This window comes from Pseudomonas quercus (assembly GCF_012033695.1).
GTDB classification, from domain to species: Bacteria; Pseudomonadota; Gammaproteobacteria; order Pseudomonadales; family Pseudomonadaceae; genus Aquipseudomonas; species Aquipseudomonas quercus.
In genome coordinates, this window is sequence record NZ_JAAVJI010000011.1 from 70153 (window position 1) to 82697 (window position 12545).

15 protein-coding genes and 1 pseudogene are annotated in these 12545 nt (G+C 60.1%); 7 read left to right on the forward strand and 9 right to left on the reverse strand.

All coding sequences use genetic code 11. The features are described from left to right. Window positions 1–3: 3 nt before the first annotated feature. The 3 genes from HBH25_RS16940 to HBH25_RS16950 are packed head-to-tail and all read right to left on the reverse strand — an operon-like array spanning window position 4 to window position 1683. A complete protein-coding gene (locus HBH25_RS16940; RefSeq protein WP_168085123.1) occupies window positions 4–594 on the reverse strand; it encodes an LON peptidase substrate-binding domain-containing protein in 591 nt (196 codons plus the stop codon). Window positions 595–605: 11 nt separating this feature from the next. Further along, window positions 606–1322 carry an LrgB family protein gene (locus HBH25_RS16945; protein ID WP_168085124.1) on the reverse strand — a complete coding sequence of 239 codons (717 nt, stop codon included), beginning with the start codon at window positions 1320–1322 and terminating at the stop codon, window positions 606–608. Further along, window positions 1312–1683 (reverse strand): CidA/LrgA family protein, encoded by a 372-nt coding sequence (locus HBH25_RS16950; RefSeq protein WP_168085125.1) that lies wholly within the window; start codon window positions 1681–1683, stop codon window positions 1312–1314. Before HBH25_RS16950 ends, HBH25_RS16945 begins: the two co-directional genes overlap by 11 nt. A gap of 77 nt (window positions 1684–1760) precedes the next feature. Between HBH25_RS16950 and HBH25_RS16955 the strand changes: the two genes are divergently transcribed. The 3 genes from HBH25_RS16955 (at window position 1761) to HBH25_RS16965 (ending at window position 4681) form a co-directional block, all read left to right on the forward strand. Continuing rightward, window positions 1761–2216, forward strand: coding sequence for a MaoC family dehydratase (locus HBH25_RS16955; protein ID WP_168085126.1), 456 nt, complete (start codon window positions 1761–1763; stop codon window positions 2214–2216). 83 nt (window positions 2217–2299) lie between these two features. Further along, a complete protein-coding gene (locus HBH25_RS16960; protein WP_168085127.1) occupies window positions 2300–4024 on the forward strand; it encodes a C13 family peptidase in 1725 nt (574 codons plus the stop codon). 15 nt (window positions 4025–4039) lie between these two features. Next, entirely contained in the window at window positions 4040–4681 is a 642-nt protein-coding gene (locus HBH25_RS16965; RefSeq protein WP_168085128.1) for a Rossmann-fold NAD(P)-binding domain-containing protein, read from the forward strand. A gap of 12 nt (window positions 4682–4693) precedes the next feature. On the opposite strand, the gene HBH25_RS16970 is transcribed toward HBH25_RS16965, so the two are convergent. Genes HBH25_RS16970 through mpl form a run of 3 tightly spaced genes read right to left on the reverse strand, consistent with a single transcriptional unit; the run spans window position 4694 to window position 6949 of the window. Next, window positions 4694–4981 (reverse strand): YceK/YidQ family lipoprotein, encoded by a 288-nt coding sequence (locus tag HBH25_RS16970; protein ID WP_168085129.1) that lies wholly within the window; start codon window positions 4979–4981, stop codon window positions 4694–4696. Continuing rightward, window positions 4974–5603 (reverse strand): flavin prenyltransferase UbiX, encoded by a 630-nt coding sequence (gene ubiX / locus HBH25_RS16975; protein ID WP_168085130.1) that lies wholly within the window; start codon window positions 5601–5603, stop codon window positions 4974–4976. Before ubiX ends, HBH25_RS16970 begins: the two co-directional genes overlap by 8 nt. Next, on the reverse strand, window positions 5600–6949 hold the full coding sequence (gene mpl / locus HBH25_RS16980) for a UDP-N-acetylmuramate:L-alanyl-gamma-D-glutamyl-meso-diaminopimelate ligase (protein ID WP_168085131.1): 1350 nt from the start codon (window positions 6947–6949) through the stop codon (window positions 5600–5602). Before mpl ends, ubiX begins: the two co-directional genes overlap by 4 nt. Before the next feature lie 182 nt (window positions 6950–7131). On the opposite strand from mpl, the gene exaC reads away from it, so the two are divergent. The 3 genes from exaC to ppa all read left to right on the forward strand — a co-directional run bounded on the left by exaC (window position 7132) and on the right by ppa (window position 10138). Next, the gene (exaC, locus tag HBH25_RS16985; protein WP_168085132.1) at window positions 7132–8652 is read left to right on the forward strand and encodes an acetaldehyde dehydrogenase ExaC; all 1521 of its coding nucleotides are present in this window, start codon (window positions 7132–7134) and stop codon (window positions 8650–8652) included. A 178-nt stretch (window positions 8653–8830) separates the two neighbouring features. Continuing rightward, a complete protein-coding gene (locus HBH25_RS16990; RefSeq protein WP_168085133.1) occupies window positions 8831–9487 on the forward strand; it encodes a DedA family protein in 657 nt (218 codons plus the stop codon). Between the two features lie 123 nt (window positions 9488–9610). Continuing rightward, window positions 9611–10138 (forward strand): inorganic diphosphatase, encoded by a 528-nt coding sequence (ppa, locus tag HBH25_RS16995; RefSeq protein WP_168085134.1) that lies wholly within the window; start codon window positions 9611–9613, stop codon window positions 10136–10138. 478 nt (window positions 10139–10616) lie between these two features. Here the strand turns inward: ppa and HBH25_RS23395 are convergent. The 3 genes and pseudogenes from HBH25_RS23395 to HBH25_RS17010 form a co-directional block, all read right to left on the reverse strand. Continuing rightward, a pseudogene (locus tag HBH25_RS23395) lies at window positions 10617–10900 on the reverse strand (helix-turn-helix domain-containing protein). A gap of 268 nt (window positions 10901–11168) precedes the next feature. Beyond that, a complete protein-coding gene (locus HBH25_RS17005; RefSeq protein WP_168085135.1) occupies window positions 11169–11381 on the reverse strand; it encodes a hypothetical protein in 213 nt (70 codons plus the stop codon). Between the two features lie 236 nt (window positions 11382–11617). Further along, window positions 11618–11833 (reverse strand): PLD nuclease N-terminal domain-containing protein, encoded by a 216-nt coding sequence (locus tag HBH25_RS17010; RefSeq protein WP_168085136.1) that lies wholly within the window; start codon window positions 11831–11833, stop codon window positions 11618–11620. A gap of 178 nt (window positions 11834–12011) precedes the next feature. Here HBH25_RS17010 and HBH25_RS17015 point away from each other — a divergent pair, with 178 nt between their 5' ends. Then, on the forward strand, window positions 12012–12536 hold the full coding sequence (locus HBH25_RS17015) for a hypothetical protein (protein WP_168085137.1): 525 nt from the start codon (window positions 12012–12014) through the stop codon (window positions 12534–12536). The last annotated feature ends 9 nt before the right edge of the window (window positions 12537–12545 follow it).

The following is a 12545-nucleotide window of genomic DNA, read 5'->3' on the forward strand; positions in this document are numbered from 1 at the left end:
CGCTCAGGCTTGTAGCTCGCCTTGCATGCGCTCCAGCAAGGCCTGGAGTGCTGCCAGCCGGGCGCCAGGCTCGGCGATGCCTAGCAATGCGAGCTTGTCGCCGTCATCGAACGGCAGCAGGTAGGCCAGTCGATTGGCGAGGGCCTGGCGCCCCAGCGGCGGGCCGCCCATGCCCAGCCCAGCGACCATAGGGTGGTCAGTAAGCGCGGCCAGCAGTACTAGAAGGTCCTCGTCCTCATCCTGCACAGGCACCTCGGGGGCCTCCTCCAGCCAGTTGACGTCGGCGACGATCAGTTGGTCGCGCTGAACCTCTACGCGCTCAACCTGGAAGCGCCGGCCACCTTCAATCCGGATGCCCAGTAAGCCATTGTCCTGCTGCTGGAAATCCAATACTCGCGCTTCACAGCCCAGCGTAGCGTGAGCAGTGGCGGCCTCGCCCACCTCACTGCCCTGCACAATGCACACGATGCCAAAGCCTTCACCCTGCTTCATGCAACGCCCGATCATGTCCAGGTAGCGGGCTTCGAAGAGCTGCAAGTCCAGCTTGCACCCGGGAAACAGTACGGTATTGAGCGGGAACAACGGTAACGTCATTTGGCTTTCCTCTATACAAACAGGCTGACGGCCAAGGGCAGGAAGACTGCAGTGGCCAACCCCATCAGGCTCATACCTAACGCGGCAAACCCGCCGCAGGTTTCACCTTCCTGCAGTGCAACGGACGTACCGACAGCATGGGACGTCAGCCCTAATGCCATGCCACGTGCCTCCGGTGCCTGCACCTTGAGTAGCCGTAGAATACCTGGGCCGAAAATGCCGCCGATTACCCCGGTGGTCAATACGAACACGGCGGCCAGTGCCGGTACACCGCCCAACTGGCCGGCCACCAGCATGGCAATGGGTGAGGTGACGGATTTGGGGGCCATGGTCATGAGTGTTTCGTGATCTGCACCAAAGCACCAGCCCAGCCATACGCCAGACCCGGTGGCCGCCAGCCCGCCGACAACCAGCGTAAGCACCGTAGGCCAGAACAGTTGCCGTATACGCCGCAGGTTCAGAAATAGTGGAACCGCCAAGGCCACCGTTGCTGGCCCCAGCAGGGTGGCGAGGATCTCCGTGCCGTGCCGATATTCGGCATAACTGATGCCACACGCCAACAGCACGCCTACGACCAGCAGCATCGATAGCAGCACCGGCTGGAGAAACACCAGGCGCGTGCGCTCGTAAAGGGCCATGGCGGCTTGATACGCGCCCAGGCTTACGCCAATGCCAAAGAGAGGGTGGTGGGTAACCGAGGCCACTGCACCCTGCCAGTCAAGCATCACGACCCCCCTCAGGCTGCCCGACCTTGAGGTTGATCAAGCGATTCATCAGCCACCCTGTCAGGCCAAGAGACACCACCACCGAGATGCCCAGCGCGCCCACGATTGCCCAGAAGTGCTGAGCAATCACCGAGGCATAGACCATAACCCCGACAGCAGGCGGCACCAGCAGCAAGGGCAGGTAGCGCAGCAGGCTGGAGGCCGCCAGCTCGATAGGCTGAGGCACGTCACCCCGGTACATCAACCACGCCAGCAGGCAAAGCAGCCCTATGATGGGCCCTGGCAGCATGGGCAGGAACAATTGATGAATGGCCGTGCCGAACAGTTGGAACAGAATCAGCCAGGTCAGCCCTCGCAACAACATAGCCTTCCTCCTCGTGGCGGCTTGAAGTGGGCGGCATTATAGGCATGGTCTCACTGCACCGTACTCAGGATCTGCCCATGCGCCAGGTACCCGCCCATCATTTGAAAGACTTTATCGGCCAGGAACTGGGCTGCTCCGACTGGCTGCTAATCGATCAAGCCCGCATTGATCGGTTCGCGGATGCCACAGGCGACCATCAATACATCCATGTAGACCCTGTGCGTGCTGCCCACAGCCCTTTCGGGACGACCGTTGCCCATGGCTTGCTGACCTTGTCACTGATTCCGAGCCTGCTCGACGGCTTGCTGGTGCTACCCGAAGGCCTGCAAATGACCGTCAATTACGGCCTAGACGCGGTACGCTTCCTACAGCCTGTCCCTGTGAATGCCCAGGTGCGGCTGCGAGCGACCTTGCTGGGCGTGGATGAGAAGCGTCCAGGCCAATGGTTACTAAAGGTCCAGGCGACCCTGGAGATCGAAGGCCAGGCCAAACCTGCCTGTGTGGCAGAGCCTCTTTTGCTGTGTTTCGTCTGAGCAGCACCGGTAACCGCGCCAAGGGCTGTATACAACCACAGCTTGTGCGGCATACTCGGCGCCTCGATTGCCCGGACCCTGTCATGCGCGTATTTGCTCCACTGGCCGTGTGCCTGCTCCTTGCCGCGTGCGGCGAAGGTAAACCCCTGCTGCCTGCCGATGCTCGCCTGCCTGACGGCGGCCAGTACCGGGGCACCATTGTAGATGGGTTGCTGCAAGGCCAGGGGCGGGTGGACTACCCCAATGGCAGCTGGTACGCAGGCACGTTCAAGGATGGCCAGTGGAACGGCAATGGCGAATGGCATGGCCCCAATGGCGAGGTATACCGTGGTGAGTTCAGCCAAGGCCTGTTCGAAGGGCAAGGCACGCTGACTACAGCCACCACCACCTACACCGGCAGTTTCAAGCGCGGCAAACGTGAAGGCGAAGGTACGCTCAAGGCGCCGGGCCGCAACTATCGAGGCGGGTTCCAGAACGATCAGTACGCCGGGGCGGGCCATCTGGACATGGACGATGGCAGCGTTTACCAAGGCGACTTCGAGCGCGGCCAGCCCAATGGCGAAGGTGTGCGTACCGACGCGGACGGCAACCAGTTCAGTGGCCACTTTGTGGACGGCCAGCTCGAAGGGCATGGCACGTTCAGCAACGGCGATGGCGACCAGTACATCGGTGACTTCCACCATGGGCGCCTGGAAGGCCATGGCCGGTATGAAACCCAGGCAGGCGACGTGTGGATCGGCCAGTTCAAAGATGGCGCGCCCAATGGCCCAGGCGACCTGTTCGCCAACGATGGCAGCCACTATCAAGGCGACTTCGTGGATTGGCACTTCCAAGGGGAAGGCCAACTGGCGTCGGCCGATGGCAGCCTCTACACCGGCGGCTTTGCCAACGATGCCTACCAAGGCAAAGGCACACTGGTAGTGCCTGGCCAAGCGCCGCAGGCTGGGTATTGGGCAGAAGGCCGCCGCGTACGCGACGAACATGACCGCGCCCTGCCTGATCCTCTGGAGCAAGGCCTGCTGGTTCAAGGCGCCCTGCTGGATCGCGCGCTCAATCGCCTGCCGAACTCCAGCCCGGCCATTGAACTCTACAGCTTGACGCTGGGTGGCGATGGGGAGCAAAGCGTGTTTATGCGCGAGGCCGATTACGTTCATGACCTGCTGGCCACCCGGTTTGGGGCGGTAGGTGGCGTGACCCTGGTCAACCACCGCGATCACCTGACCGACAGGGCGATGGCGACACGAGAAACCCTCGCCCGCTCGGTACAGGCCATTGCCCAGCGCAGTGGCCCGGAGGACCTGGTGTTCATTTACCTCACCAGCCATGGCACTTCCGAGCATGAACTGGTGCTGGAGCAGCCGCGCCTCCAGCTAAGCGATATTTCCGGCCAGGATCTCGCCGCCTTGCTGGCACCGCTCAAGGATAGAGACAAGGTCGTGGTTGTTTCGGCCTGCTATTCCGGCGGGTTCATTGAACCCTTGAAGAATGACAGGACGCTTGTGATCACAGCCTCGCGGCCTGACAGGGTGTCCTTCGGCTGCTCGGAAGAGGCCGACTTTACCTACTTCGGCGACGCGCTGTTCGCTCAGGCGCTCACTGCCACGGATGACTTGCAGGTTGCTTTCCAGCAAGCCAGCAGCATCGTTGCGCAGCGCGAGCAAGCTGAAAACTTCGAGGCGTCCGAACCTCAGATGTGGGCCCCCAAGGGCGTGCTCACCCATTGGCATCGGCTACGACAGCAGCAGGCCAGTGCAGCGCTGCACGATAGCAGCAACAATAGCCCATCAAAATTGCCCGCCCGCCATTGAACCCCAGGAGCCGCTATGTACCTGACCCCACAGAACATCCTGCTTGCGGGCGCAACCGGGCTTACCGGTGAGCACGTGCTGGACCGGCTGCTGAACGAGCCGACGGTGAAGCGGGTAGTGGCTCCAACGCGCCGCCCGCTGGCCGAACACAGCCGGCTGGATAACCCTATTGGCGAACTGGCAGAGCTTTTGCCGAGCCTGGAAGGGCCTGTGGATACCGCGTTCTGCTGCCTGGGCACAACGATCAAGCAGGCCGGCTCTCAAGCGGCCTTCCGCGCCGTTGACCATGATCTGGTCGTCGCCTTCGCGCAACGCGCCAGGGCACTGGGGGCACGCCACTTGCTGGTTATCAGTGCGGTAGGGGCTGACCCAGAGGCCTCAACGTTCTATAACCAGGTCAAAGGCGAGCTGGAAATGACGCTTCGCCAACAGCAGTGGCCACAATTGACATTGGCACGGCCTTCCCTGCTGATTGGTAACCGTAGCGAGCCGCGCCTGGCCGAACAGATCGCTGGCCCGTTGTCCCGCCTGATTCCTGGCAAGTACCACGGCATAGAAGCCTGCCAACTGGCCAGGGCCCTATGGCGCCTGGCGCTGGAAGAAAGCGACGGCATTCGGGTGGTAGAGTCCGACGATTTGAGAAAACTGGGCCGGTAGGCCTGCTAGCGCTTACAGCCCGCCCTGGGCCTGGTACCCCACCCCTATCGCCGACAACAGCGAAAAGGGCAGCAATACCGTATCGAGCAAGGCGCTGGCGGGGAGATCCGCTCGTGGCCAGGCAGGCGGTTGTGCGCCAAACCGGTCCATGGGGCAGCATCCGCCCTGGAGTGCGTACAGGTCCAACCGTGTGCCAGCGTACACCAGAGGGGCACCCGCCTTGGCGGCGTCCAAGGTGCGAACACTGGCACAGCCCGTGGTGAGGGCTAGCACCATCAGCGGCAGCCAGGCCTTACTCATCGTTACCTACGTGGTACTCACCCCAGCGCGGCAACATGTCCTGAGGCACGTCCAGCAGGTTCAGGATACGCGCCACCACAAAATCCACCAGGTCGTCGATGGTTTGTGGCTGATGGTAGAACCCGGGAGAAGCGGGCACGATGATCGCCCCATGCTGCGACAGCTTGAGCATGTTCTCCAGGTGCAGCGTGGAGTACGGCGCCTCTCGGGGAACCAGAATCAACGTGCGGCGTTCCTTGAGGGTCACATCTGCCGCACGCTCGATCAGGTTGTTGCATGCGCCTGTGGCAATGGCCGACAGCGTGCCCGTGGAACAGGGCACTACCACCATGGCGCTTGGTGCACCGGAACCGGAGGCTACCGGGGCCATCCAGTCTTCCTTGCCATACACCTTGATCTGGCCTGCACTGGCCCCGGTGTATTCCGTGAGGAAGGTCTGCATGGCCTGGGGCTTGGCCGGCAACGTCACGTCTGTCTCGGTGGCCAGCACCAGTTGGGCCGCCTTGGAAATCAGAAAATGCACTTCACGGTCTTCGCGCACCAGGCAGTCCAGCAGGCGCAGGCCGTACTGAGCGCCGGACGCCCCCGTCATTGCAAGGGTGATACGTTGCGGACCGTTCATTTCAATGCCTCAGCCAATTTACCGTGAAGGCCGCCAAAGCCGCCATTGCTCATAATCACCACATGGGTACCAGGTGCAGCCTGGGCCTTGACCTGGGCGATGATCGCCTCAAGGCTGTCGACCACGGTGCTAGCCACTGTGCAGTGGGCAACCGCCCCGGGCAGGTCCCACCCCAGGTTGGGCGGCGCGTACCAGATCACTTGGTCTGCCTGGGCTACGCTGGCCGGTAGGCCTTCTCGGTGTGCGCCCAGCTTCATGGAGTTGGAGCGGGGCTCAACGATAGCAATGACCTGTGCCGCACCCACGCGCTTGCGCAAGCCGTCCAGGGTGGTAGCGATGGCCGTGGGGTGGTGGGCAAAATCGTCGTACACCCTAATGCCGTTGACCTGCGCAACAACCTCCATGCGCCGCTTCACGTTGCGGAACCGGCACAAGCCCTCGATGCCCAGTGCGGGCACAACGCCCACATGGCGCGCCGCTGCCAGGCAGGCCAAGGCATTATCCACGTTGTGACGGCCGGTGAGGGGCCATTCAACCACCCCCTCTACCTGGCCATTGAACAGCACTTCAAAGCGGGAGCCGTCTTCACTCAGCAGCCGGGCATGCCACTGGCCGCCCTCCCCTGTGGTCTGCACTGGCGTCCAGCAGCCCATCTCGATAACCCGCGCCAGGGCCGTTTCACGCGCGGGGTGAACGATCAGGCCTTCACCTGGGATGGTCCGCACCAAGTGATGGAACTGGCGCTCGATAGCAGCCAAGTCCGGGAAAATATCAGCGTGGTCGAATTCCAGGTTGTTAAGAATGGCCGTGCGGGGGCGGTAATGAACGAACTTCGAGCGTTTGTCGAAGAAGGCACTGTCGTACTCGTCAGCTTCCACCACAAAAAACGGCGTATTACCCAAACGCGCTGATACGTCGAAATTCTGTGGAATGCCCCCGATCAGAAAACCAGGCGCCATGCCGGCGTGTTCCAGCACCCAGGCCAGCATGCTGCTGGTGGTGGTCTTGCCATGGGTGCCCGCTACCGCCATCACCCAGCGCCCTTGCAATACGTGGTCTGCCAACCACTGAGGGCCGGAGACGTAGGGCAAGCCCTTGTTGAGCACATACTCTACGGCCGGGTTGCCACGGGACAGGGCGTTGCCGATCACTACCAGGTCGGGGGCAGGCTCCAATTGCACAGGATCGTAGCCTTGGGTCAGCTCGATGCCCTGGGCCTGAAGCTGCGTGCTCATGGGGGGATACACGTTCGCGTCGGAGCCCGTCACTCGGTGCCCGGCCTCCTTGGCGAGGACCGCCAAAGAGCCCATGAAAGTACCGCAGATGCCAAGAATGTGGATATGCATGTTCAACCTCGGAAAACATCGCCGCAGGGTAGCCCAGCCCACGGAGAATTTCACCCGCCGGGTGCGGTTGCGCGTGCCAAGCCATGGCGGGGCATTTTTCCATAGAGGGTATTGCGCCGAAGCAGTGGCTTAGGGTTTGCTCTACGCTTGCGTGCACAGCCAAACAATAAGAGGACACCGCCATGCAATATCCACATCCCGGCACCGAAGGCGCTACCGTTTCCTTCAAGGAACGCTACGGCAACTACATTGGCGGCCAGTTCGTAGCGCCTGTGAAAGGCCAGTATTTCACCAATACTTCACCGGTGAATGGCCAGCCTATTGCTGAATTTCCCCGCTCCAGCGCCGAAGACATCGAAAAGGCGTTGGATGCCGCCCATGCTGCTGCCGAAGCCTGGGGCAGCACCTCTGTGCAGGCGCGCTCACTGGTGCTGCTGAAAATCGCTGACCGAATCGAGCAGAACCTGGAACTGCTGGCCATCACCGAAACCTGGGACAACGGCAAAGCCGTTCGGGAAACCCTCAACGCGGATATCCCGCTGGCGGCCGATCACTTCCGTTATTTCGCCGGTGCCCTGCGCGCCCAAGAAGGCAGCGCTGCGGAAATCGACGGTAACACTGTGGCATACCACATCCATGAACCCCTGGGCGTTGTAGGGCAAATCATCCCCTGGAACTTCCCGATCCTGATGGCCGCCTGGAAGCTGGCCCCGGCCTTGGCAGCGGGCAACTGCATCGTGCTTAAACCCGCCGAGCAGACACCCCTAGGCATTTCGGTACTGATGGAACTGATTGGTGACCTGCTGCCGCCTGGCGTGCTTAACGTGGTGCAGGGTTATGGGAAAGAAGCGGGTGAAGCGCTGGCGACCAGCAAGCGTATCGCCAAGATCGCTTTCACCGGCTCAACCCCTGTGGGCTCGCACATCATGAAGTGCGCAGCCGAGAACATCATTCCCAGCACTGTGGAACTGGGTGGCAAGTCGCCCAACATCTTCTTCGAAGACATCATGCAAGCCGAGCCTTCATTCATCGAAAAGGCGGCTGAAGGCGTAGTGCTGGCGTTCTTCAACCAAGGTGAAGTGTGCACTTGCCCTTCTCGGGTGCTGGTGCAGGAGTCCATCTACGGGGCCTTCATGCAGGAAGTGATGAAAAAGGTGGAGCAGATCAAGCGTGGCGACCCGCTGGACACCGACACCATGATCGGCGCCCAGGCGTCCCAGCAGCAGTTCGACAAGATTCTGGGCTACCTGGACATCGCCAAGAACGAAGGGGCCGAGCTGCTCAGCGGCGGCAAGGTCGAGAAGTTGGAAGGCGACTTGGCTACCGGTTACTACATCCAGCCAACCCTGCTCAAGGGCAATAACCGCATGCGGGTATTCCAGGAGGAAATCTTCGGCCCTGTGGTGAGCGTGACCACGTTCAAAGATGAAGCCGAGGCTTTGGCCATTGCCAACGACACGGAATTCGGCCTGGGTGCCGGCGTGTGGACGCGTGACATCAACCGTGCGTACCGTATGGGCCGGGGCATCAAGGCCGGCCGGGTATGGACCAACTGCTATCACCTGTACCCTGCCCATGCCGCGTTTGGCGGCTACAAGAAATCCGGGGTAGGCCGTGAAACCCACAAAATGATGCTTGACCACTACCAGCAGACCAAAAACCTGTTGGTGAGCTACGACATCAACCCGCTGGGCTTCTTCTAACGGGTGGGCAGCGCCATGTAGCCGTAGCGGGCGCCTGCTCAGGCGGCGCCCGCTACCTGGTTTCTGCACCGCGCGCGCGCCCTTTGCCTGCCCTGGTTACCAAGGCTGAACTTCCTAGTGGATTCACCCGTATAATGGTGCTTTTTGCCCGAACGGGCATGGATACAGGCAGCCGTATATGGACTTCAACCCGCTGGACCTCATTCTTCACCTGGACGTGTACCTGAACCAGTTGGTCACCCAGTACGGAAGCTTGATCTACGTCATTCTGTTCGCCGTGATCTTCTGCGAAACCGGCCTTGTGGTGCTGCCCTTCCTACCGGGCGATTCATTGCTGTTCATCGCAGGCGCAGTGGCCGCCGGTGGCGGTATGGACCCTATGCTGCTGGCAGGGCTACTCATGGCGGCGGCCATTTTGGGTGACACCACCAACTACACCGTAGGCCGCACCCTGGGTGAAAGGCTGTTCGCCAACCCCACCTCGAAGATTTTCCGCCGCGACTACCTGCTGCGCACCCAGGCCTTCTATGCACACCATGGCGGCAAAACCGTCACCCTGGCGCGCTTCCTACCGATCATCCGTACCTTCGCGCCGTTCGTGGCCGGTGTAGCGCGTATGCCTTATGCCCGCTTCCTGGGCTTCAGTGTGGTCGGCAGCGTGGCGTGGGTGGGCGGGCTGGTCACTTTGGGCTATTTCTTCGGCAATGTGCCGTTTATCAAGAAGAACCTCACGCTGCTGGTGCTGTTCATTGTGCTGCTGTCTTTCCTGCCTATGGTTATCGGGCTGGTAAAGGCACGCATGGCCACTAACGACACCAAAGCGGCTCGCCGCTAGAGGCAGGGTGCAACCGAGCAGGCTTGCCATGGTCCTAGCGTGGCACCTGCAACGGGATGTGCCTATAATCCCGCCACTTTGCCAGACACTGGCCAACGATCCGACTTAACGGGAGCACTATTGATGAGCTACAGCAAAATCCCAGCCGGCAAGGACCTGCCGAACGACATCCACGTCGTTATCGAGATCCCGGCCAACCATGCGCCGATCAAGTATGAAGTGGACAAGGACAGCGACGCGCTCTTCGTGGACCGTTTCGTCGCCACCCCTATGTTCTACCCAGCCAACTACGGCTACATCCCCAATACCCTGGCTGACGACGGCGACCCGCTGGACGTGCTGGTGGTGACCCCGTACCCGGTGGTACCCGGCTCGGTCATTCGCGCTCGCCCGGTTGGCGTGCTGATGATGGACGACGAAGGCGGCGGCGATGCCAAGGTATTGGCCGTACCTCACGACAAGCTGACCCAGCTGTACAAGGACGTGAAGGAATACACCGACCTGCCCCCGTTGCTGCTGGAGCAGATCAAACACTTCTTCGAGAACTACAAGGCCCTGGAGCCAGGCAAGTGGGTCAAGCTGAAGGACTGGGGCAATGCTGACGCAGCCCGCGCCGAAATCACCAAGGCGGTAGCGGCTTACAAAGACTAAGCGATTGCGCTATTGTGTGGCCCCTTGCAGCAGGGGCCACTCGCGCTCCCGCTCGGCAACCCGGCTACCCGCCTGCTTGCCCGCTCCTGCCTAGCGCAGCAGCACCCTACCCTTTTGCAGATGGGTAAGGCCTGCCAAAAACAGGCCAGACCTATCGACGAGAAGCCGGCCACAAGCCGGCTTTTTAATTTGTTGCCATTAGAGATCACTTTAGAAGTACAGGCCCCTTAAGAGCAATAGCAAACAAGCGATCAGCATGTGATATAAACGAAAAACTTGCCAAACGTAGAAAGCGAGCCTACCGCCCGAACTGACGACTCGCAGTATTCTTTGCTCAACCCCTATTTTCAATAACGACTTGCACTGCTTGCCCAGATGGGAATGCTATTCGAAATTGCTAAAAAATGCGGCCAACCCAAAATTGGGTATGGCTTGCCTGTAGGGCATTAAAGACCCTCTAATGAAATACGCTTTGCTCTCAAGTAGATTGCAAATCTCGCAATGCCTGCGGATGAAGACTCGCTAACCTCAACAGCGTTTGCGCTGCCCCTGTGGGCTGACGACGGCCTTGCTCCTAGTCTTGCAAGGTACGGAGGCTCACGCCCAGAAGACGTGCAAACGCGCTTTGTGAGATACCAACTTTTATGCGAGCTTCGGCAGCGGGGGATAATTCACTTCGGTAGTACGGGCCGCTTCCCCATTTTTCATTTGCTGTATAGAAGCTAGCAGGTCTTCTTCGAATTTCTTCATTTCATTATCCATTGCTAATGCTCTCCCTCAATTGGTCCATAAACGTCGCAGAAAGGTTATCGAGCTTGGCTTTGGTATAAACCATCAACAGCCATATGTACCTGTCTGCTAGGGTATTGCAATAGATAACCTTGGTTCCACCGCGCTTGCCCATTCCAGTGCGGGACCATCTAACCTTACGCAGCCCCCGCTTCCAACCACTACGTCCCCAGCCCCTTCATGCGTCGCGCCCAGACAGCAAAAGGCCGGCTTCCTGCCGGCCCTGGGGTTTGGATAAACTTCAATGCCACAACCCTGCGAGGTATTCATGCCCTGCAGCGGTCAATGTGAGCCTGAACACGATGGCCCGTTCCGGGTCGTACACGCGTTCACTGCGAAGAAAGCCCCCCAGTACCAGGGCTTGCAAGGTCTGGGTCAGCTGCCCGCGATGGGTAGATTGACCAGAGGCTACGTCGGCAAGAAGGCAGCGATGAGTTTTCTTGTAGTCAAGCATGGCAAACATCCTTCTACTGTTTCTTATTGTTAAGCTGCACTGTAGACCATGCTTGAGCCCTCTACTACGGGCTTCTTGAGATTCATCCTCATTGCCGCAAGCGGCTAATGTAGGCAGAAGATCAAAGGCCGCGATTTCCGTGGCCTGGAGAACTGTGACAACCATCACAGCGGGCAGAAAATTCGCTGCACCGGTTGTCGGAATTTACCTTACAGCGCATTCGGCCCTCCTTGCCCTCAGCCTTTGCTGTGCGTAGGGGAGGTTGGCGGCACGATAGCGCGTGGTCCCATGATGCCCCATATGATCAGGCCTACGACGGGAAGGATGAAGATCAACAGCGTCCAACCCAGTTTGGTACCAGAGGATTTTTCGCTGCGCCAGACGCTCACGACTGCCCAAATGTCCGCTACTAGGATTGCAAGGCTTATCAGGCCGGAGAGTAAGGAGTCCATGGTTACATTCCTCAATGCCAGGATGGGGGTGGCGGTGCCACCGGTTACTACTGTCGGCGCTTGCAACAGGCGATGGTTCCCACTCGCCTGATTTATGCCGGACGAATGGCACCCGGCGGCCGCTGCGGAACGCTTCATCCAGGCCCCCCTCCAATAGCCAGGCCTCATAGGGGTAACCATGGAAGACCAGAACGAATTTACCAACCGTACGTACCCAGTTGCCGAAAACATGCAACGGCAGCAACGTGCCTGGACAATCGAACGCATAGGCTGGTACGGGCTACTGGTGGTGGTTGCCCTGACGCTGATGGGCCTGTTCTCGAAGGGCCCGCTGTCCTCCAGGGACCTTTCAAGCCCAGATGGCTCATTGCGGGTTGAATACGAGCGTTTCAGCCGTAATGGCGCCCAGGACACGCTGATCGTCACAGCCAAGGGCAAACCTGACCAGGCCGTGCAGGTGCACGTCGGCGCACGCCTGCTGGAAGGCGTAACCCTGGAAGCTGTACACCCCATCAACGGGCCTTCGCACAGCGAGGGGCGAGACCTGGTAATCCCGGTACGCACAGACTCGACCGGTATCGCCACGCTGTACCTCACCTTGCGCAGCGATGGCGTAGGGCTGTACCGCGGCACTATCTCGCTTTCCTCTGATTCGCTGCCATCTGGCGCCCAACTGGCTATTCCTCGATTCATCTACCCCTGACATTCGGAG